General features: G+C 48.8%; 17 protein-coding genes. 13 read left to right on the forward strand and 4 right to left on the reverse strand.

Annotated features, from left to right (window positions below):
* The first annotated feature begins 171 nt into the window (after window positions 1-171).
* The 6 genes from petA to ACIS_RS02365 all read left to right on the forward strand — a co-directional run bounded on the left by petA (window position 172) and on the right by ACIS_RS02365 (window position 8,182).
* Window positions 172-696 carry a ubiquinol-cytochrome c reductase iron-sulfur subunit gene (petA, locus tag ACIS_RS02340; RefSeq protein ID WP_011114430.1) on the forward strand — a complete coding sequence of 175 codons (525 nt, stop codon included), beginning with the start codon at window positions 172-174 and terminating at the stop codon, window positions 694-696.
* 11 nt (window positions 697-707) lie between these two features.
* On the forward strand, window positions 708-1,934 hold the full coding sequence (locus ACIS_RS02345; RefSeq protein ID WP_012880629.1) for a cytochrome b: 1,227 nt from the start codon (window positions 708-710) through the stop codon (window positions 1,932-1,934).
* Window positions 1,935-2,696, forward strand: a complete 762-nt coding sequence (locus tag ACIS_RS02350; RefSeq protein WP_012880630.1) for a cytochrome c1 — start codon at window positions 1,935-1,937, stop codon at window positions 2,694-2,696.
* A 287-nt stretch (window positions 2,697-2,983) separates the two neighbouring features.
* Complete coding sequence (locus ACIS_RS02355) at window positions 2,984-4,672, forward strand: porin (RefSeq protein ID WP_012880631.1); 1,689 nt, start codon at window positions 2,984-2,986, stop codon at window positions 4,670-4,672.
* 27 nt (window positions 4,673-4,699) lie between these two features.
* Complete coding sequence (locus tag ACIS_RS02360; RefSeq protein WP_012880632.1) at window positions 4,700-6,304, forward strand: porin; 1,605 nt, start codon at window positions 4,700-4,702, stop codon at window positions 6,302-6,304.
* Between the two features lie 282 nt (window positions 6,305-6,586).
* Window positions 6,587-8,182: a porin gene (locus ACIS_RS02365; RefSeq protein ID WP_012880633.1), complete on the forward strand. Its 1,596-nt coding sequence runs from the start codon at window positions 6,587-6,589 to the stop codon at window positions 8,180-8,182.
* Window positions 8,183-8,458: 276 nt separating this feature from the next.
* Here the strand turns inward: ACIS_RS02365 and ACIS_RS05560 are convergent, their stop codons facing one another.
* Entirely contained in the window at window positions 8,459-8,818 is a 360-nt protein-coding gene (locus ACIS_RS05560; RefSeq protein WP_238523319.1) for a hypothetical protein, read from the reverse strand.
* A 40-nt stretch (window positions 8,819-8,858) separates the two neighbouring features.
* Complete coding sequence (gene gltX / locus ACIS_RS02375; RefSeq protein WP_041651158.1) at window positions 8,859-10,259, reverse strand: glutamate--tRNA ligase; 1,401 nt, start codon at window positions 10,257-10,259, stop codon at window positions 8,859-8,861.
* A 270-nt stretch (window positions 10,260-10,529) separates the two neighbouring features.
* Here gltX and ACIS_RS05100 point away from each other — a divergent pair, with 270 nt between their 5' ends.
* Together ACIS_RS05100 and ACIS_RS02390 are read left to right on the forward strand one after the other, a co-directional pair.
* Window positions 10,530-12,206 (forward strand): hypothetical protein, encoded by a 1,677-nt coding sequence (locus ACIS_RS05100; RefSeq protein ID WP_012880636.1) that lies wholly within the window; start codon window positions 10,530-10,532, stop codon window positions 12,204-12,206.
* A gap of 84 nt (window positions 12,207-12,290) precedes the next feature.
* Complete coding sequence (locus ACIS_RS02390; protein ID WP_041651160.1) at window positions 12,291-13,823, forward strand: acyl-CoA carboxylase subunit beta; 1,533 nt, start codon at window positions 12,291-12,293, stop codon at window positions 13,821-13,823.
* 248 nt (window positions 13,824-14,071) lie between these two features.
* Here the strand turns inward: ACIS_RS02390 and prfA are convergent, their stop codons facing one another.
* Window positions 14,072-15,151 (reverse strand): peptide chain release factor 1, encoded by a 1,080-nt coding sequence (gene prfA, locus ACIS_RS02395; RefSeq protein ID WP_012880638.1) that lies wholly within the window; start codon window positions 15,149-15,151, stop codon window positions 14,072-14,074.
* Between the two features lie 326 nt (window positions 15,152-15,477).
* Here prfA and yihA point away from each other — a divergent pair, with 326 nt between their 5' ends.
* From yihA to ACIS_RS02415, 4 genes are all read left to right on the forward strand, one after another.
* On the forward strand, window positions 15,478-16,095 hold the full coding sequence (gene yihA / locus ACIS_RS02400) for a ribosome biogenesis GTP-binding protein YihA/YsxC (protein WP_010267811.1): 618 nt from the start codon (window positions 15,478-15,480) through the stop codon (window positions 16,093-16,095).
* Complete coding sequence (argB, locus tag ACIS_RS02405; RefSeq protein ID WP_187286254.1) at window positions 16,040-17,020, forward strand: acetylglutamate kinase; 981 nt, start codon at window positions 16,040-16,042, stop codon at window positions 17,018-17,020. Before yihA ends, argB begins: the two co-directional genes overlap by 56 nt.
* Window positions 17,021-17,242: 222 nt before the next feature.
* Window positions 17,243-18,070: an oxygen-dependent coproporphyrinogen oxidase gene (hemF, locus tag ACIS_RS02410; protein ID WP_012880640.1), complete on the forward strand. Its 828-nt coding sequence runs from the start codon at window positions 17,243-17,245 to the stop codon at window positions 18,068-18,070.
* 279 nt (window positions 18,071-18,349) lie between these two features.
* Window positions 18,350-18,895 carry a hypothetical protein gene (locus tag ACIS_RS02415; RefSeq protein ID WP_041651451.1) on the forward strand — a complete coding sequence of 182 codons (546 nt, stop codon included), beginning with the start codon at window positions 18,350-18,352 and terminating at the stop codon, window positions 18,893-18,895.
* Window positions 18,896-19,069: 174 nt separating this feature from the next.
* Here the strand turns inward: ACIS_RS02415 and serS are convergent, their stop codons facing one another.
* The gene (gene serS / locus ACIS_RS02420) at window positions 19,070-20,359 is read right to left on the reverse strand and encodes a serine--tRNA ligase (protein WP_010270176.1); all 1,290 of its coding nucleotides are present in this window, start codon (window positions 20,357-20,359) and stop codon (window positions 19,070-19,072) included.
* A gap of 90 nt (window positions 20,360-20,449) precedes the next feature.
* On the opposite strand from serS, the gene ACIS_RS02425 reads away from it, so the two are divergent.
* Complete coding sequence (locus tag ACIS_RS02425) at window positions 20,450-21,781, forward strand: DNA recombination protein RmuC (RefSeq protein ID WP_012880643.1); 1,332 nt, start codon at window positions 20,450-20,452, stop codon at window positions 21,779-21,781.
* Window positions 21,782-21,900 lie beyond the last annotated feature (119 nt).

Below are 21,900 nucleotides of genomic sequence, written 5' to 3' on the forward strand. Positions count from 1 at the left end.
TACGTAACTGTAGCAGGCATGTTGTGGGGTTGAGGTGATAAATTTGTTTGTTTCAGGTGCATTATTTGCTACAATACGGCCGCCGTGGTTCCCGGTTGGGGGTTTCGGCGTGCATGTGGGGAGGGTGTTGCTGTGGTTGAGGGAGAAGACAAGTGCGTCCCACGTGGTGAAATGAAGCGTAGGGATTTCTTGGGCCTTACCACGCTCTCTATGGCGTGCATGGGGGCGGCGTCTTTCGTGTATCCTCTGGTTGAGTCTCTCAACCCGTCTGCAGATGTAATGGCTCATGCTACGATTGAGGTGGATCTATCTGGCATCAAGGAGGGTAGCACCAAGGTTGTTAAGTGGCAGGGGAAGCCGGTTTTCATACGCAGGCGAACTGCGGAGGAAATAGAGGACGCTAGGGCGGTCAATGTTGCGGACCTGCGTGATCCGCAAAGTGACCAACAACGTACCCGTCAGGAGAGCGGCGAATGGCTGATTGTGCTGGGCATTTGTACACATTTGGGTTGTGTGCCTGTAGAAGTGAAGGATGGCACGAAGGGGTGGTACTGTCCGTGTCACGGTTCTAAATACGATACGTCTGGTAGAGTGGTTGCGGGTCCGGCGCCGCTCAATCTTTCCGTGCCTGACTATTACTTTCCCGATGATAGCACCGTCGTGATTGGCAAGAAAAGCGCTGAGTCTACTGTGTAGGAGTGTGGGGTATGTCTAGAGGCAAGGGCAATTCCGGTGGGCCTGGTCTGGGTGTTTGGGCCTGGATAGAGTATAGGCTGCCTGTGGGCGGATTTCTAAAACACCTGGCTGCCTATCCTGTGCCGAAGAATCTTAATTACCTGTGGAATTTTGGGTCGCTGGCCGGGATTGCGCTAGTGGTTCAGATTTTAACTGGCGTTTTTCTCGCAATGCACTACACTCCGCATGTCGATTATGCGTTTGACAGTGTGGAGCGCATAATGCGTGACGTGCGCTATGGATGGCTTATGCGCTATACCCACGCGGTCGGTGCATCCTTCTTCTTTATCGTTGTCTATATCCACATTTTTCGTGGGCTCTATTATGGTTCGTATAAGAAGCCTAGAGAGTTGGTCTGGTTTTTTGGCATCACAATCTTCTTCATCATGATGGCCACCGCATTCATGGGGTACGTGCTCCCGTGGGGCCAGATGAGTTTTTGGGGCGCTACAGTCATAACAAATCTCTTTTCTGCTATCCCCATTGTGGGTGAAAGCATTGTGAGATGGTTGTGGGGTGGTTTCTCCGTAGACAACTCTACGCTGAATAGGTTTTTTGCGCTACACTACCTGCTGCCGTTTGTGCTCGTTGCTCTTGCAGTTGTGCACATTGCCGCATTACACAGGTTTGGTTCTGGGAATCCCAGCGGGGTTGAGGTGAAGTCAAAGCGTGATACCGTGCCCATTTATCCGTATTTTTTGGTGAAGGATTGTATAACGTTCGGGTTATACTTCGTCTTTTTATATCTTTTCGTGTTTTATGCTCCCAATTATCTGGGTCATCCCGACAACTACATAGAGGCGAATCCTATGGTAACCCCCGAACATATAGTGCCTGAGTGGTATTTCCTCCCGTTCTACGCGATGCTGCGCTCTATTCCAGATAAGCTCCTTGGGGTTGTTACCATGTTCGGCTCCATAGCGGTGTGGTTTTTGTTGCCTGTTCTTGATAGATCGCCTGTAAAAAGCGGTAAGTACCGCCCTATTTTCAAAGTCTGTTACTGGATTCTTATTTTGGACTTTTGTTCGTTGATCTGGCTGGGTAGCCAGGAGGTGCGCGAGCCGTTTGTGTCTTTCAGTAGGCTGGCGACTTTTTACTACTTTTGCTACTTTTTCATTATACTACCTGTGCTTTCCAAGTACGAGCGGTGTAAGCCGCTGCCCGAGAGTATCAGTGATGCCGTGCCGGAGATGAAATAGATGAGGAGATACTCACCGGTTTTGTTGGCTGTGGTTTTGCTTGCGCTTGGCGTGTCCTTTGCAGGGGTGATGCACGCCGAAACGCAAGGTGCTGTACGGCAAAAATGGAAGTTCAGTGGTATTTTTGGCTCCTTCGATAGAAGTGCTATACAGCGCGGCTATCAGGTTTACAAAGAGGTGTGCTCCAGCTGCCATTCCATGAGTAGGGTTGCGTTTCGTAATCTGCGCGACGTGGGTTTTTCTGATGAGGAAATCACGGCGATAGCGGGGTCCTATTCGGTACAGGATGGGCCTAACGAGGTGGGTGAGATGTTTGAACGGCCTGGAATACCCGCGGATTACTTTCCTAGCCCTTTTCCAAATAGGGAAGCTGCAGCTGCATCGAACAACGGTGCCTATCCACCAGATTTATCTCTAATAATCAAAGCCCGCCATGATGGGGCTAATTATGTGTATTCCTTGCTCACAGGTTATGAGAGCAGCGAAGCCGATGAGGGCGGCCTTTATCTGAACAGGCATTTTCCCGGAGGAAAGATTGCCATGGCTCCTCCTCTTTTTGAGGGTGTGGTCAGCTATTCTGACGGTACTGCGCCTAGTATTGAGAATATCGCGCATGACGTGGTCAATTTTCTGCAGTGGGCGGCTGAGCCCGAGATGGAACGTAGAAAGAAGCTTGGGATGAAGGTAGTTCTATCGTTGGCTATTGGTACCGCTCTGTTTGCTATGATGTACTCCAGGCTTTATAGGACGCTGCTGAAATAGGTAACCGGGCCTGTGGGCCATACGGCCCCATGGCAGGGTCATTGCGCGTGTTGCTCCAAATTCAGGGTTTGCACGTTTCTGTACCGTTGCAAACTCCCTGCCATTGCGGATTTGTGAGTGCATGCCAATGCGGCTGCACATCGGAATTCACAAAAATGTGTGTGTAACATGTATCGGCTTTCCGGGCACATTGGGTGTTTTATGCGCGCGTAGATGCACATTTTTGGTTGTGTTATGGTTATAAATGCTTTAACCTGCCGTAGCGTGTTGCTTTCTAGGGTTGATTTATGCGGGTCCTGCTAGCGTTCTGTGCGGTTTGTTGCGGGCTGTGCCATAGTTTTGCTCTTTTTGCCGATTCTGCGTCTGGCTCTTTAGGTGGTAGGGTAGGGTTTTCTACTGAGGGTAGTGCCATACGTGGCTGGGATGATGGGTTCACACTTGGTGGTGAGCTCCTCTTCTATGGCTGGGGAGGGCACGCTGTGCTCCCTGAATTTTCCACTGACGGTCGCCCTATCAGCTCATTTAAGAACTCCATCAAGGCTAAGGGTAGGGCGTCGAAGGATTTCGGATGGGAAGGAGATTGCGACTTTATTGGGGGTATGACATTCGAGTATGCTGCGGATTCTGGGATGTTGTACGGGGCGGATTTTCAGCTCTTAGTGCCGGAGGTTGGTAGCGCCGTTGAGGGTAGTGGCAAGGCTATCGTTAACCGTGGCAGCAGGGTGTTTGTTTTGACTTCATACGGAAAATTTTCCCTCGGGTACCAAGAGGGGGTTGAGTCCATCATCTCTTTTCCCAGTCCGCGCGGGAACGTGTTTGACGATTTTGTGCGCGGTCGGGATCCGACATTGATGAAGTACAAATTGCCCATGCTGAAGGGTGGCTTTTTCTCTCATGGTGAAGGATGGTGGTGGCTACGTGGTGCGGCGTTGCTATATCCAGGCCTCTACAGCGAGTCTGTGTTTCGCGAGAATAGCCTGGTAGACTATTACGGCGCAGATAAGTATAGCAGGCATTACAGTAGATATTTTGCTAATAGCCTCCCGTTCAGATTTTCTTATCAGTCACCTACGTTCTTCGGGGTGAAATTTGGTCTGAGTTATTCTCCTACTGGATACGACGCGGAGCTTTTTAGGGGGTACTATTACGAGGACGTGTTGCAGAAGGGAGAGAGATGGGAGTTTGTTGATGGATCTGAGAGAGTGGGGGTGAGGAGTGCGCAGCGGAGTGCGGGTGTGCGTCGCAAGTCTGTAGTAGGTGATGCGCTAGCAGGAGATCAGGCTCCTGCGAGGGTTGGCATTCCCGACGTGCCTGCTGTTGGTGTTTCGAGGGTAATCCTGGCTGATGATGTGCTGTATGCTCCAGCTTACAAGAACGTTGTTAGTGCGGCTCTGTCAGTGGAGCGTGCGTTTCGTCTTGGTGGGGAAGAGGTAAAAGTCGGTGCCGCTTTTGCTGCGGAGTGGGCTCCTGCTACCGAGGCTAAAGGTTATGGTGACATAGCTCCTGATAGCGGCTTCTGTACGCTTGCGGCGGTTGGTATGTCTGCGAGTGTAGAGGCTGGGGGTGTTGATTTTGGGTTTGGATACGGGCACCTGGGTAGCTCTGGGTACCCCAGGGGTCCCCTGGTAGGTTCCACTGTGGACTGGGGCCGTGGTAAGGCTGACTCTACCTGGCGTCCTTCGAGCTATTTTGTAGTAGGTGTGGGCTATGGTTCGGGACCTCTGCGTGCGGAGCTGTCATATTTTACCAGTGTGAAGGGTGGGTATGTGTCTTTGGCGGAGGTGGACGATTTTGGCGTCAGGCTCGGTTATGATCTGTACAAAAGCGTGGATATGCGCTGCGTACTGTTCGCGCAGCTGCACAGAGTTTCTGTGGAGTACGATTTTGCCAGAGGCCTTGTAGGGAAGAGCTGGGTTGACAGCCACCTTTCGTACGATTTCGATGTGTTAATGTCCGGCGTGAAGCTGGTCTTCTAGTCAGGTGTCTAGTTTTGAGGGTGTTGTATGGTACATAGAGGTTCTCTAGTAGCTCCGGTGATGGCGGCAGCGTTGTTGTTTGTCTCTGCTGGGAGTGTAGCTGCTTCCGGTCCTCAGGGTGTGGGTAAGGGGTATGCTTTTGTCACCGGGCGGGTGCTCTCTTACGCGTGGCTGTTGGATGATAATCCTGTGGGGGATGAGCACGAAGGACACAGGCGAGTGCGTGGTGACGAGGATATGCCCCGGCGCTACGGTAGGTATGGCATAGGTGATGCGCACGTTTTCGAGCATAATCTAGGCAGCTGGGGGACCAGTTATGATGCTGCGCTTGCAATTGGGTTGAGGTCTAAGGGGGATAGTACACTTGGATTGGTCTACGGTGCGGATTTTGCACTATCGGTTCCTGTAGGATCTTTCGGGAAGTCGTTCTACGATGAGATGGTCGGTGCTGGCAGCAGGATATTTGCGGATACGTCCTACGGCAGCTTCTCGCTTGGCTACCAGGAAGGTGTGGAGTCCTCCATGAAGGCGGATGTGCTTGCTTTAGTTCCTGGAGGGAGCGGCAGTGCATGGGGCAAGTACCTTAGGTGTTTCCTGGGGTACGCTTCCGGCATGCCTTTCCATATGTATCCGGGACTATATAGCGAGAACCTTTTTCGGTCTATCGGCAGCTTCGACAGGGTTGGTGTTCTTAGGGAGACTCGCAGGTTTTTGGGGATTTTGCCCATGAGATTTTCGTATGTGTCTCCAAGGGTTGGCGGGTTTTCGCTTGGTATTAGCTACTCTCCGTCTGGCTATAGAGACGATCTGTTCAAAAGTGATGCGTACAGGCTCGGCGTTGGGCATGGTGTGGGCGACAGCAGCGATGAAGGAGAATCTACTGCTGCTGGCGCCGTGGTGGATGAGAAGTTTGCCCTCCTTGCCGTGCAGCCCAGTTTTGACCTCGGGCCTGTTTATAAGAACATACTGAGTGGTGCGTTGCGCTATGATTGGGGCGATGATGATGTGGCGCTCGGTTTATCTGTTGCTGGTGAGTATTCTAGGCCCAAACGGTACACGGACATACTGCAGCATCCGGGTAGCGGCCCGTTTGTTGAGTATAGCAACCTTGCCGCGCTATCTGCAGGTGTTGAGGTCAAGTTTGCCGGATTGAAGGCCGCAATGTCGTACGGATATTTGGGTAGCTCTGGACGCCCTAAGGTTGTGAGTCAAGGTAGTAAAACTTGGGAGGTGCCGTACGGGACCAACCTTCCTTCCTATTACTTTGCGTCGTTGCTCGGGTATGGCTACGGCGATTTCTACTCTAGTGTAGTGTACTTTATCAGTAGGGTGGGTCACACTGCGGGTGTAGCCCGTGGTGGTGCAGCGTATCACGATTACGGAAGGGGGTTCGATGGTGAGCATATACTGAGAGACTTAGCCATTGGCCTCGGCTATAACTTGTACGAGCGAAAAAACGCCAAGTTTGGACTGTTCGTCAATTGTCATGCTTTTTCCCTGGAGCAGAGTCTTAGTGAGTTTAAGAGGGGGGAAGGTGACGACGACGGTTATACGCGCGTTGGTCCGTATGAGCGTAAGCACCACAGACACAACGGCGTCGTGGTCCTTTCTGGCGTGAAGTTCGACTTTTAGTTTCCAAAATATGGTCTGACCTGCAGCTGGATGCGGTCAGACCATATTCCTTGTGTCTTCTTTTGGGGATGCTTTTGCGCTGGTCTTACCGGTATTTTGCCATCCAGATTTTCTGAAAGATCCTAGAAAACTGAAGTTTTTATCATTCAATCCTAAAGTATAGGCATATAACATAATAATATTATGCTATATCAGTATTAATTCCTTGACATGTTTATTGCTGCTCATTAAGTATAGCTCGTACAGCTAACATATTTTCAATGTTTAATCAGGTAATACATAATGACGAGAGTTTCTTTTTCCACTGCTCTTGCGTCTCTTTTGGTGTTATGCGAGGCGGGCGATGCATTTGCCGTATCTCGTGGCCAAAAGTTACACAGTAATGGAAACGTCGCCTCTGCTGAGCGACAAAACAAATACAATACAGCTGACCAATATGCCAGTACCGTGCCCTCTATAGATATAGGTGGAAGCCTAATTACTCACGGGTGGGTATCACTTCAAAGTGGCTACTACCGCACTCAGGGCATACAACGAGGTGACTCTCCTTCTGAATATTCAAGGAAGTACGGGTTTGCCTCAGATGGGATGTTGAACATCACTGCTGAAGGACGCAACGATGTATGGGGTGTTTCCTATGGGGGAAGCTTAGAGCTCGATGTGCCATATGTTCAGAAGAGCGAGTACGTTTCTTTTAAGCAAGTTGGTAGCAGGGGTGCGCACGTATTCGTCAACACACAGTTTGGTGACTTGAGGGCCGGGTACCAAGAGGGCGTTGATTCCCTGATGAAAGTCGACGCTTTTAGTATAGGGGCAGGGGATAACGGCAATGTTTGGATGCGATATGTAAATCTGCGGGGTATTCATGACCCCTTGGAAAACTCTGATGCCGATGCAGTAGATCTTCCAAACGAGCTGAGGAAGCGGTATCTGGAGAATACATTTTACCTGTCTACTGGACTGTACAGCCAGAGCATACTGGAGGGCAGTAACAGATTCTCCAAAGGGGTTTCTAGCGCCTCCAATCGCGGTTTGCCAGTTAACCTAGTTAATGCATTGCCTTTCAGATTTTCATACCTCTCCCCAAGTTTTGGTGGGTTGAGACTGGGTGTCAGCTACTCACCGTTCGGGTACGATGAGGATAAGGTGATCAGTGCACACGTACCACGTAAGCTTGCTGTGAAAACACAGACTCCCGTGAGCGGGCTTCTTGGGCTTGGCCTGGGCTTTTTACGGGGAACTCTTGAGAATGCGGTGGTTGAGGAACAAAACGCCAGAACTCGCCACGTATTGCCTTTGTACGAGCGCGTGATTAATGTCGCTATGACTTACTCAGCGCAATTCAAGGGGGTGGACTTTAAGGTGTCAGCAATCAGCGAGTATGCGAAAAGCAAAAAAGGGCTGTTGAACGAGCACGTTTCCTTTGCAAAATTGGATGATGTGAAAAACATAGCCTTTGGTGGGATGTTTGGTTACAAAAATCTGAAATTGGCGGCCTCTTACGGTTATCTCGGTCCGATAGATAGAGTGAACAACATGTACGCCTGGAACGGGGAAAAGTTTGTGCTCGATAGCCGCGACAGAGTGCTTATCAAGACAGGAGGAACCTACTTTTGGACGCTGGGAGGTGGATATGAATATAACGGGGCGTACGTCTCAGCAATCTATAGGGGTAGCAATTATAGCGGCAATAAGCTAAACGAAATTGCGCTGGGAGCGGAATATAATGTTTCCACAAGCGCCTCTAGGGTTGACTTTTCATTCTTTGCGAACTACCACTACTTTAACGCACGGTCTTCTGTGGTGTTAGACAGCGAGAAAACTAATGGCGTAAATAATGGGCGAGTGATGCTCGCTGGGATGAAGGTCAAATTTTAGGCCTACCGCTGTCGGAAGAAGCAAATCCCCGCCTGCTGCGCTTACTTTGCTGGCGGGGTTGTTACCTGATTAGCTGTACTGCTGCGCATACTCTTGTGCTCAAGCCTGCATGCTGGAGGTGCGCAGCCTTCCCCGGGAGTTGTGGGAAGGTCACCAGGGTTTACCCAATGTGTTCCCAGACTTTCCCCCCACGTGGCCCGCTTGTGTGAAACATCCGTAACAACTCAACGTTTTCGGAAAGTAGGAATTTTGTGGGCGCGAATGCAAAACGCTAGTTCAATTGTTACATACTGCATCTTTAAAGTCTTGGCTTTCCATGATAAGCCGGGCATTATCCACACTTATTGCATAGACCAAGTCTTCCTTACTAGTAGCATTGTACAGTCTTGCTGCTATGCTTGAAAGTATAGAAGAAAAGCCTAACAGTGGTATAAGGTGTTGAACTGCATTACTACCAACTTTCCTAAGTGTGCTGCTGCTGGATGGATTAGTTGGGCAAGTGTTTACACACTGATATACTATAATGCTGCTCAGTAAAGCGTTGTAGTGTTCAGCCATATACGCTACAGCTTTCTGTGCTGTGCTAAGTAGCAAAGAATTAGCCTTACATGCATTGCTAGCGACAAGGTGCTTCATGTACTGGTAGAAACCCCTATAATCCTTGGAGTGCAATACGTTATGCGCTGAGAAAAAACCGCAGCCTACCGATGCATTCTTCCTGTCCCAATATTTCCATAACCTCTGATATGCTCGGGGTGCTAAGCCTTCCAGCTATGGCTGCGCGCAGCAGGTGATAAACATCACTTATCACCACATCGTTGCTCTTTGTCCATTCCTTGATATACGAAGATAAAAAGTCTTTCGTCCAGGTTTTTGGCTCTATTTGTGACATTGCACCTACAAGTTTGGCTAGCAGCTCTGAACTTTTGAGAATAACTTGCTTTGCATCGTCATCAACGGAAATTGGTATATTTTGGACATAAAACACCGAATCTCTAGCGAGATCAGCCAGAGTCTTGGCCCTTTCCATGAGCTTTTTTACTCCCAAAGAAAGCCGAGCGAGTTTTGTTTCAGCAACGGTGTGGCCCAGTTCTTGTTCCAAAAACGGCAGCAGGAGCCCAAGAATCTCAAGCTCAGTTTTTTGGTTCATGTAGTGATGGTTTAAAAATAGCAGTTTTTTGCTGTCTAAGCACGAATGGGAAGTGCCGATTTTTTCTATCGAGAACAACTGAGTTGCACTCTGCATTGTTATAATTTCCTCATCCTTGTGGCTCCAACCCATGCGCAGCAGGTAGTTGCACACAGCCTCGGGCAAAAAACCAAGCTCCCGATACTCATGCACTCCCGGTGCACGGTTTCTTTTCGACAGTTTTGCTCCTCCTTCATCATGTATCAAGGGTATGTGGCAAAACTGGGGATTGTCCCAGCCCATAGCCTCGGCAAGCAACATTTGTTTTATCGTGTTTGTTATGTGGTCGGAACCCCTTATAATATGGGTAATGCACATGTCGTGGTCGTCCACTACCACTGCCAGCAGATATGTTGGGTGGCCATTTGACCGCAGTATGACCATATCATCAATCTGCTCACTGCTTACAGATATTTCCCCATATACTCCATCCGTAAACTTTATTTCCCTGTTTTCGGGGCTTTTAAGCCTCAAAACCCCAGCAGTGCCCGACTGTGCGTGATTTGCATCCCTTGATGGGCAGTGATGCCTGTAATGTTTACCCTCATTTTCGTGCCTCAGTTTTTCAGCAGCAATATCATATTCCGAACAATAGCAGTAATAAGCTTTGCCGCGCGCAAGCAACTCCTCTGCTACTTGTGTGTGGCGTTCTCTCCGCGCAGACTGGATCACTACATCTCGGTCATGATGCAGCCCAAGCCACGCCATGTCTTCGATAATAGACTGCGCAACGGTTTCGGAAGATCTTTCCTGGTCTGTATCCTCCATACGGAGCAGGAACTGGCCACCGTGGCGCCTGGCGAACAACCAATTGAACAGAGCAGTTCTCGCTCCACCCAGATGCAAGCTTCCGGTTGGAGACGGAGCAAACCTGGTAATAACGCGCACTATTTCGGCTCCACAAACCCAGGCAGGATGGTACAGCAAAAGTCCTAAAATGGCAATATAGGAGAAAAACGTTATGCCCGCAGTCGCACTTCTTCTGATTGACTAGGGTGAATTGGATGTGTATCCTCCCACCCCAACCACACAGCCCTGTCCATGGCTAGGGTGCTATTGAGGGTGTGTAGGGAGGCGAACCTCTTATTAGAGGGAAGTTGTGCAGTATTTTGATTCCTGGTGGCGCTGTAGTTAAATCAGTTTGGAGTACTGCTGAATATGGGTATGCTGCTTATGGTATGTAGTGCCATAGCAGCACTGTGTGTTGCAGTGGCTGTTGGTAGCCCATGGATGATTGCAGCTGTTGCATTGGCTGGTGTGATGGCTGCAGCATGTTCAGTGGTAACAGGGTTTTCTATAAGAGATTTAGTTAGATCTTGTAAGCAAGTTAAACAAGTAAAGGAAGAAGGATTAGTTACTGTTCAATCATTACAACCTGTTCTTACTCCTATAACTCCTAATATATCAGAGGTTGGTAAAAGGGTAGGTTATGGTATAACAGCTGCAGGTACTGCAGCTGCTGCTGGTGCAGGTGGTTATTTTGCAACGCAAGCTGTAGGTAATGGTGTGTTGGCTGGAGCCTCAGCTTATGCAAGTACAGTTGCTGCCGCCATAAAGGCTGCTGTTGCCAATGTGGTTGGGACTGGTACTGCAGTGGGAAAGGCAGTTGGGACTGCCTGGGGTGTTGGTGCAGGTGTGGTTACCGCTAGTGCCACTGTAAAAACTGCTGGTACTGCTGTAGGTAATGCTGCGCTGATTGCCGGTAAAACCGCCGCTGAAGCTGCTGTGGATGCTGTTGCTAAGATTGGTGTGGGTGCTAGTGCTGCCACAGCTGGTGAGGCGGCCGCTAAGGCTTTTGGTGCTGCTACAGGTGCCGAGGCTGTTGCCAAGGCTGCTGGTGCCACTAGTTGGGTTGCTGTTGGTGGGAAGGTTGCTGTTGGTGCTGGGAGTGGTGCTGATGTTGCTAAGGCTGTTGCTTATGGTGTGTCTGGGGAGGTTGCTAAGGAGGTTGGTTTAGGTAATGGTGTTCAGGGTTTGGCTGCTTGGACTTCTGCTGGTGTTGCTAAGGTTGGTGCTGAGGCTGGTGGTATCACTGTTGAGGCAAGTGGCGTTTATGCTGGTGTTGGTAGTGTGAGTGCTAAGGGTGTTGTATATGCTGAAGGTACTGTTGCAGTGTCTGGGACTGTAAGCGCTAAAGCCAGTGTATTGGGAGGTTGTGGTATAACTGCTAAGGCTGGCTTTGGTGCTGGGACTGCAAGTGCGGCTGCTGAGGGTGAGGTTACGGGTGGTGGTACTTGGGCTGCAGCCGTTACTATAACCGCAGGTGCAGCAGCACTAGCATTCATTCCTTATGCACTGATGGCATTTTCTATATTGGTCTCAGTATGTACAATCATTCAAACCATCGCTGATCTATATTCTGCTAAGGTTCCTGTAACTTCTAAATGCTTCTCTTCTGTTATAGATAACTATAAGGATACTAAAGACTATAAAGGTGGTCCTGATCTCTTAAATCATGATGAGATAGAAGACTATAAGCAGGAGAAAAAAGCAGGGATGAGAATGCTAAAATGGCTTACTCCTCCTCTTGCTGCTAGTCCAAAGTATAGATTGCTCATGGCTCTGGCTTGTATTGCCATAACTATCTGTGTTGCACTCTTGCTGCCACTAACTGCTCCAGAGCAAAACCCCTCATCAAAGTGTGGTAAGTCTACCTTAAATTCTTCCTTGCATGCTCTTGCTTCTCAAAGTGATTTCCTTGCTGCTGCCAGTGATCTTTATTCTGCTGTAACTTCTGATGGGGGCTGGGAACCTGTTCCTGCTGCACCCACTTTGAGCGCTAAGACTGCTAGGGCCCAAAGCTCCCTACAATTCGGGAGATTTGTCTGCAATTAGTGGCTTAGTTTTACAAAAGATGAAAATCGAGAGATTTTTTTGGTATAATTTCGCATACTACAGTTTAATTTGTTCAGGTATGTGATGTGTTCTGCGGTTATTCAAGAGCTGGAGAGTAAGAAATCTAAGCTCAAGTCTGGTGGTGGTGTGTCCCGAGTGGAGAAACAGCATAGCAAGGGCAAGCTCACCGCTAGGGAAAGACTTGAAGTTCTGCTTGATGAAGGCTCATTCCAGGAATACGGGGTGTTTGTGGAACACAGATCAGCCAACTTTGGCATGGACAAAGCAAAAATCTCGGGGGATGGTGTTGTCACCGGTTCTGGCACAATATATGGCCAGAGGGTGTGCGTGTACTCACAAGATTTTACGATATTCGGCGGCTCTCTGAGCGAAATGAACTCGAAAAAGATCTGCCACGTCATGGACATAGCTGCCAAGGTGGGGGTGCCCGTGATAGGCATTAACGATTCCGGAGGTGCCCGCATCCAGGAAGGGGTGGATTCTCTTGCCGGCTACGGTGAAATATTCCGTAGGAATGTTGAAATGTCCGGGGTAATCCCGCAGATATCTTTAATAATGGGTTCGTGTGCGGGTGGCGCAGTATACTCTCCCGCACTTACTGACTTTGTGTTCATGGTGCGCGGCAGCTCGTGTATGTTTGTTACCGGGCCAGACGTCATTAGAAAAGTCACGTTTGAAGAAGTTACCCAGGAAGACTTGGGTGGCTCTGCCGTACACACGAAGAAAACCGGAGTTGCCGATCGTGCTTTTAGTGACGAAATTGACGCGTTGTGCCAGATAAGGAAGTTCTTCTCGTTTATGCCTGCAAATAATAGGAGCTCTTCCAGATTCAGAGAGACAAGAGATGCTGTGGACAGAGAAAGCGAGTCTTTAAATACGCTGGTTCCGCATAGTAGCAGCACTCCGTACGACATGTACGAACTGATACACAAGGTGTGTGACGAGGGAGTGTTTTTTGAGCTAAAGCCAGATTTCGCAAAAAATATCATCACAGGGTTTGGCAGGATAGGCGGCCATACCGTGGGGTTTGTAGCAAATCAGCCGCTGCATCTGGCGGGGTGCTTGGATATTGATGCCTCTAGAAAGGCTGCCAGGTTCGTAAGATTTTGCGATGCATTTAACATACCGATTGTCACACTTATTGATGTGCCTGGGTTCATGCCGGGTGTGTCGCAGGAATATTCCGGCATAATAGCCCATGGTGCGAAGTTGCTATATGCCTATGCAGAGGCGACCGTGCCGAAAATAAGCGTCATTGTCCGCAAGGCCTATGGAGGTGCCTATATTGTGATGAATTCGAGGCACCTGTGCGGCGACGTCAACTATGCTTGGCCTAGTGCTGAGATAGCAGTCATGGGTTCGGAAGGCGCTGTTGGAATTATTTTCCGCCATGAAAAAGACCAGGAGTGTTTGCAAAGATTGGTGCAGGAATATAATGATAAGATAGTAAACCCCTACGTTGCAGCGTCGAGAGGGTTTATAGATGATGTCATAGTGCCGTCCTCCACCAGGAAACACCTGCACTCTGCTTTGAGCCTTTTGCGCGACAAACAAATCGCACGCACTTGGCGCAAGCACGATAACCTTCCTTTATAGCGCTGCCGTCTGCAGCATGTGGAGCTGTAGACGTGGGCCTAAGGGGGCCTAGTTGTGACGGCAATGCGGGTTGCTGCCCACGCAACAATGAGTGAGACGTACTTGATGCATTAGGCTCTGATTTTCCGAGCAGGTTGTTGGCTGTGGACTATGTGTATTACCGATGAGGTCGTGATTCTGGATGTTGCTGCCTTTGGAGGAACTGGCGCGTAGGTTGCCGTAGGTTATGGGTAAATGTGCGGAGCGCGCTAGGAGGAAATCTGCTGCAGTTTGTTTGCTTGGTCATCGGCGATGAGGGCATCGACAAATTCATCAAGATCTCCCTCTTTCATTATGTGCTCAAGCCTATATAGCGTCATGTTAATGCGGTGGTCGGTAATCCTGGACTGGAGGAAGTTGTAAGTCCGGATACGCTCCGAACGGTCCCCTGAACCTATCTGGCTTTTGCGCATTTTCGATATCTCATCTTCTATTTTTTGTTTTTCTAGGTTGTACAGCCTTGCCCTCAGAACTTTTAGAGCCTTGCTCTTGTTTTTGTGCTGGGATTTTTCATCCTGTTGGATCACCACTATGCCAGTTGGTATGTGCGTTATCCTAACGGCGCTGTCAGTCGTGTTTACTGACTGCCCTCCCGGCCCACTCGACCTGTAAACGTCTATTCTGAGGTCTTTTTCGTCAATTTTTAGATCTACCTCTTCAACCTCTGGCAACACAGCAACGGTTGCTGCGGAAGTGTGCAACCTGCCCGAAGATTCGGTTTCCGGTACGCGTTGCACTCTGTGCACGCCAGACTCAAACTTCAACCGCGCGAACACGTCTTTTCCTCCTATACACAGAGAGGCTTCCTTATATCCGCCAATGCCAGTAGTAGAGATGCCGATGGGCTCCACCTTCCACGACTTTCTCTCCGCATATTTTATATACATACGATACAGATCGCACACGAACAGCGCAGCTTCCTCCCCTCCGGTTCCAGCTCTGATTTCCAGAATCGCGCTGCGGGAGTCGTCCTTATCTTTTGGCAGTAGAGACAATTGCAGCTGGTGCTTTAATTTTGGAATTAACTTTTGCTTTGTGTACAACTCTTCCCTTGCCAGATGGACTAACTCCGCATCTGTATCTGTGCTGTTGATGAGCCCTTCTAGCTCTTCAATTTCTTTCTGCGCTGTCTGATATTCCTCAACCAGAGACATTATAGGTAGTAGGTCAGAATATTCCCTGGACGCAACAACGAAAGCCTGAACCCCAAGTGACTCAGGATCCGACAGCTGCTGTTTCAAGATACGAAATTTCTCGCACAACCCCTCAAGGCTGTCTTCAAAGCTCATAATTTTACCTGTACTTCATGGCTAGGGCAGCCGTTCAAAACCGCAAGCGCAAACCGCGGCCATATTAACATCTATGCAAAACATTGTAAATTTTTTGTGCTGTATGCCGCGCACGTGGATTAAAACAATCAATGCACTTTAGTAAGTTTCGCATGTGTGCAGGTGCATTCAGTGTTGTGACACGTTTCCACGCAGGTGGGGGCATGTGGAACAGTCATGGTGTTTGCTGAGATGTACTACCCGTTGCTATCAGAAAATCGCAAGTTTTTGATACTATACCTCCGCCGCGCAATGTACACTGGGTGCTGTGAAATTGTGGGCCGTGTATGTTGTCTAAGTGCAGGTTTGTTGCTGGAGTGCAAGATAAGCATTCCCTACCAGACTTTCAGGTGCCCGAGGTTGCTTTTGCAGGAAGGTCTAATGTTGGGAAGTCTAGCCTCATCAATGCAGTAACGAAAAACAAGAAAGGTGCCAGAGTGTCTTCCAATCCGGGGTCTACCCGGCAAATCAACTTTTACCTCAATGAAGGCGCACTTGCGCTTGTTGATCTTCCTGGCTACGGATACTCCAAAGCATCAAAAGAAAGCGCGAGTTCTTACATGTCGTTGGTGGAACACTACTTGCTGACTAGGGAAGCTTTACATAGGCTGGTTTTGCTTATAGATTCTAAAGTCGGGCTCAAGGAAGTAGATATGGATTTTATATCCTGGCTTGAGGAGCGCTGCATACACTACAGTTTGGTCCTGACTAAGATTGACAGATTGGCGTGCACGGAGTTTAACGACGTTCTGTCTGCCGTGCAGAGTAGGGTGAAGGGGTGTTGTATGTTGCTGCATCCAATAATTGGGACTAGCAGCAAGTCTGGAAAGGGGATAAAGGAGTTGGTTCATGAAGTCTCAAAATGTGTCAAAGAATGGCCAGGGGGGCGCGATGTCCGAGCTTAATGATGGTCAATTTTTGGGAAATAGTGAGTGGCTGCGTGACGTTAAAGTGTTGTCTGAATCTCTGCCCTACATACAGAGGTTTTCGGGGGAGACTTTTGTAATCAAATATGATGGAACCGCAATGAAGGACGCAAACCTTGCTGCGAGGTTTGCGAGTGATGTGGTGTTATTAAAGCAGGTTGGCATAAACCCGATTGTGGTGCATGGGGGTGACTACAAAGTTGAGGAAGTTTTAGCAAGATTTGGCAGGGAGTGCACTTTTGTTAACGGCCTGCGGGTTATGGATGTGGGGACTTTGGAAATCGCAGAGATGGTCCTGTCAGGCCTCGTAAACAAGGAGGTGGTTCAGCAGATAAACAATGCTGGGGGTTCCGCCGTAGGCGTGAGTGGCAAGGATGCTTGCTTGGTGGGAGCGAAAAAGATGTGCTGTACCCTGAGGGACGGAGGGCCGAACAATATAGAAAAAATCATGGATGTTGGGTTTGTAGGGGAGCCTAGTGAAGTCAATACAGACCTGCTATTCCTTCTTGAGGAGTCAGACTTTGTTCCGGTAATATCACCGGTGTGTAGTGGCACCAATGGGGCCACCTACATAGTGAACCCCGATCTTATGGCTGGTGCAATAGCTTCGGCCATGTCTGCAGCGAAACTTGTACTTTTGGCAGATGCTGCAGATTGCGTAAAAGATGCTCAGGGTTGTTTGTTGCGAGAGATCTCATCAGACGGAGCCGAGAAGCTTTTGCAAGATGAGGGAATGAGTGCAAATATGCTGCACAAGCTGCAGGCCTGTATAAAATTTTCCCGTGAAACATGTGGCACATCCCATATAGTCGATTGTGCCATACCTCATGTTTTGCTATTAGAACTATTTACGACGCACGGCACCGGTACAACACTCTGCTGTGAGTTCCGTGGGGAACAATAAGTTCGTCTCGCTTGTGCGCGGCTAAGCTTCCCTAAGCGCCTGGTTTCTCCCGTATGGTGTTGCTGTGGGTAACGTTGTGTGTATTCTCCCCTCGAGTTCTGTCCCGCAACTTGGCTTGGTATAGGTTTTTTGGGTGTGGTAGTGATCCGCGTGTAGCTGCTTTGTGGTTGTTTGTGCTTGAAATTTGTATACGCTTTACGTGTTGATAATAATCGGACTTATATGAACGAAAAAAAGGAAAGGGTTGCAGGGTGGTTTCACGAGTTGCGCGATAGGATTGTTGATCAATTTTTAGCGATCGAAGAGGAGTTTTCTGATAGCCGTCCGGAGATTAAGCGTAGGACCTGGGACAGAGAAGGTGGTGGAGGTGGTGAGTCAGTCGTGATTGTTGGCAAAGTGTTTGAGAAGGCTGGGGTAAACTTTTCAACGGTGTACGGCGTAATGGACGGTAACTTCGCGCGTGAGATACCTGGAGCGCAGGAGAGTGGGGGTGATTTTTGGGCGAGTGGCATTTCCGTGGTTGCACACATGCAGTCTCCATTTGTACCCGCGGTGCACATGAATACCAGGTTTATGTGCACTTCGAAAAGTTGGTTTGGTGGCGGCATGGATCTGACCCCTACATATTATGATGAAGATGACAAAACCACATTCCACGAGGGCATACGTGCTGCGTGCGATAAGTTTAATCCCGAATACTATCCCAAGTTTAAGCAAAGATGTGATGAGTATTTCTATCTCCCTCACAGAAAAGAAATGCGCGGTGTAGGCGGGATATTTTACGATAACCTATGCACTGGAAACTGGGAGCAGGATTTTGCATTCACGCAGGAGGTTGGAAAATGCTTTTTGCGGGTGTATTCTGCCATTGTCAGGAGAAACATGCACAAAACATGGGGGGCAGAGGAGCGTAATTTTCAATTATTGAAGCGTGGCAGGTACGTTGAGTTTAATCTTATATACGACAGAGGAACAAGATTCGGCCTCATGACCAATGGGAACCCGGATGCAATAATGATGTCCATGCCTCCTCTGGTGCGATGGGAATAGGCCAAGCCCGGTATGGGTTTTCCTAACGGTATGCGGGTTGGCCGATTTTAAGTTTTGTGCAGCAGGCCCAGCGTGCAGACATATAAATTCTGCCGGGGTTACATTGCCACCAAAGCACGGCTGTTCCAACTGCGTGTAACGGTATCTATCCCAGGACGCGCGGCCGGTTACAGTTGGCAAAATTGGTAAATATACTAAGAAATATGTTGAAGTTGTCATAATACATGATAGCATTATGCACGCTGAGCGCGAGTTTGTATAATATGTTGCGGGGTGATTGTGAACAGTAGGCAAGCGGTTGTAGTTGGGTCCGTTGCCGCTCTTGTGGTTACCTGCAGTGCACTTGCCTTTACGGGTGCGTCGTACATTGTGCGCAAATACAGCAAACAGGATGTGGACAAGCACATTATCATTTCGCTCTCCATTCATGGTGCGGTTTTGTGTTTAATTGGATTGTGCATATGTCTTTCTGCGCAGATGACGAGTACCTCTTACAGGTTCAATAATCTGTTACATAGAAACACGGTAAACCAGGCTCCACTACCGGGGTGCCTTACATCCGAGCGCAGGTTCAGAGAGGTATATGTTCCAAATTTAATTGAGATCGAGATGGGGTATCCTGAACGTAGTGTAGCTCGAGTGTCCGGGGCGCCGACGGTGCCGACGCCCAAGCGTGATGCAAGCACTGAGTGCTCGTTACCCGAAATAAGATGTCTGGATATCGTGCAGGTTGATATGGAGAGTTGTAGTGATGTTGTGGCATCTGACCGCGATAGTAACCGCGATAGTATACGCAGCGCCCCTCCGTCGCTATCATGGGGTTGAGGCACAATGCACCTTGTGCATTTGTGAACTGTATGTTCCGAAAACATGGGACTAGATACACGCATGTAGGCGTGTGCCCATCAGTGATTACCACTTCACAGTATTGTTTGCAGCTTCTGCTGCGCACGCTGTCCGGAGGAAGCCCCACCTTTTCGACTCTGGCTTGATGCAGACTCAAGGTAGGGCATCTTCTGCGCGCATTATTGCGCTTGCTCCGGTGTACTTTCTGAGCACGTCTGGGATAGTGATGGATCCATCTTCGTTCTGATAGTTCTCCATGATAGCGGCTATTGTCCTCCCGATAGCGAGTGCAGAACCGTTTAGGGTATGTACCAGTGTGGAGTGCTTTTTCTTGTTTTCGAAGAAGAAATACTTCGCTCCCATCCTTCGGGCTTGAAAATCCCTACAGTTTGAGCAGCTGGAAATCTCCCTATACTTGTCCTGGGCCGGCATCCACACTTCCAAGTCGTAAGAAATGCTTGCGGAAAACCCCATATCCCCTGAACATAATAGCATAACTCTATACGGGAGTTCTAGCCTCTTCAATACCTCTTCCGCGATTGAAGTCATCCTCTCAAGCTCAGCATTTGATGCGTCGCTTGTAGTAATACTAACGAGCTCCACCTTGCCAAATTGATGCTGTCGCATCATGCCCCGCGTATCTAGGCCGGCACTTCCAGCTTCTGCCCTAAAGCATTGGGAATATGCCGTAAATCTCATCGGCAAGGAGTCACGTGGGAGCGTTGTTCCCGATACCAGATTAGCCAGTGCAACTTCACTGGTCGGTGCAAGCCTGAAGTTGTTTGTAGTGCGGAAAGAATCATCGTGAAACTTTGGTAATTGACCCACGTTGTACATTGTGCGCTCGTTCACCAAGACCGGATGTGATATTTCTGTATACCCAAACTCCTTGGTGTGCATATCTAGCATAAAGCTTGCAAGTGCTCTCTCGAGCTCCGCAAGCTGACCTTTTAAAATGGAAAATCTGGCTCCAGACAGCACTGCGGCGCGCTTGAAATCCAACAAATTCAGCATTTCGCCAAGCTCATAATGGGGCCTGATACCAAAAGCGAAATCTCTCCTCTGTCCGTGTGACCGCACTTCAACGTTATGACTCTCATCTTTGCCTACCGGCACTATAGGGTCAGGGACATTAGGGAGGCTTTCAAGTAAGTTGGAAAGTTTCGTGTCCTCCTTAATACTGTGCTCAAGCGTTTCTATCTCTTCAGCCAGTTTCTTGGAGGCCTCGATTTGGGGTGTGCACTCGATTCCGCTACGCTTCAAGAGGGCCACCTCCCGCGTTACTGCGTTTCGTTGTTCTCGTAGGGAATACAAAGTAGACAGCTCCCCCCTCTTTTTTAGATCTAATTCGATGATTTTTTCCGCCTGCTCACCAAAGCCACGGGATATCATGGCCCTGTCAAACAGCTCAGGGTCTTTTTTAATAAGCTCAATGTCGTGCACTGGAATTCCTGAATCGCGCTTCAAAAGAACTTAGACATACTATATGATAAGCCCTACAATTGTAAGACCATTTTGTGTGGGGTAGCACTTATGACGCTGGATGTTACCTGGTATACAGTGTCTGTATTGGTGGTGGAAGCACTTTGCGTGTTCACTGCTACGTATATTTTTGCGCTGAAGACCCGGGTTTCATACCGCAGCTATGGCGAGGTTAGCACCGCAAAAAAGCATCTTGAGGAGAAACTTCAGGGTGCAGAACATGAAAATGCTTTTTTGAAGGAGGAAGTGCAGTCTTTGCAGCTCAAGTTGCAAGATGCCAAAGACAGGGCCTTGGTGCTTGAAGTTGAGAAAAAGAGTTTGGAGCAGGGCGGCGCGCAACTAGACAACTTTTTGAAGTGTGTTGATGAGCAGTGTAAGGTACACTTCGAAAACCTTGCGAATCGGATTTTTGATGAAAAAGTTGATAAATTAAATAAAATGTCGCGCGAGGGGTTGAGCGGAGTATTGGAGCCGGTAAAGGAGAATATGAAAGCCCTGAAGCGTGAACTGGAAGAGGCGTTTATCCAGCATGGTAAGGAGCAATTTTCGCTAAAGAACGAGATTCAGCGCATAATACTCGCCAATGAGAAGATTACACTTCAGGCTGAAGGGTTAGCCAACGCGCTTAAGGGAGAAGCAAAAATCCAGGGAAATTGGGGTGAGGTCATATTAGAAAGAGTGCTGGAAGATTCCGGCCTACGCAGAGGGCAGGATTATAAGCTGCACGGTGCAGGTATGGGCCTGCAGGGCGTTGAAGGAGGGGGAAAGCAATATCCAGATGTTGTGATACTTTTACCCGGCGATAAGCATATTATTGTGGATTCGAAAGTGTCACTAGTGCACTATGAGAAATACTGTTCAGAAAGGCAAGAAGATGCCCGGCTTACGCACCTCAAGCATTTTGTGGGCTCCGTAAGGGCACATATAAGTGACCTTTCCAGTAAGCGATACTCTGATGTTGAAGGCATTAATACCCCAGATTTTGTGCTGATGTTTATCCCGATAGAAAGCGCTTATTTTCTAGCCGTTCAGGCAGATGCCGAACTTCACAAATATGCGTGGTATCGTAAGATCGTGGTGGTTTGCCCATCTACGTTGTTGGCAACCCTGAAGACGGTTGAATCTTTGTGGAGGCTGGAGAACCAAAATCGCAACACACTGGAAATTGCCCGCCAAGGAGGGGCATTGTACGACAAGATTGCGTCTTTTATTCATGATATGCAAAAGTTAGGTAAGCAGATAGATACCGCTGGTAGCTCATACCGCGATGTGATGAAAAAGCTTTCTGAAGGGCATGGGAACATACTTGCTCGTACAAAAAGCCTGAAAAATCTGGGGGTGCGGACCTCAAAAAGCCTGGAAGTAGACGCCGTTGATGGTTAAAAACAGCCCAAATGCCCCAAATAGAGCGGCTTGAGACCCTGGTTGGGGGTATAGGGTTGCGATTTTAAGAAATGTGTGGACTTTTTGCACGAAACGTGGAAACATCCCCATAGCCGCCT

Origin of the sequence: Anaplasma centrale str. Israel (assembly GCF_000024505.1) — a bacterium.
Taxonomy (GTDB): Bacteria; Pseudomonadota; Alphaproteobacteria; order Rickettsiales; family Anaplasmataceae; genus Anaplasma; species Anaplasma centrale.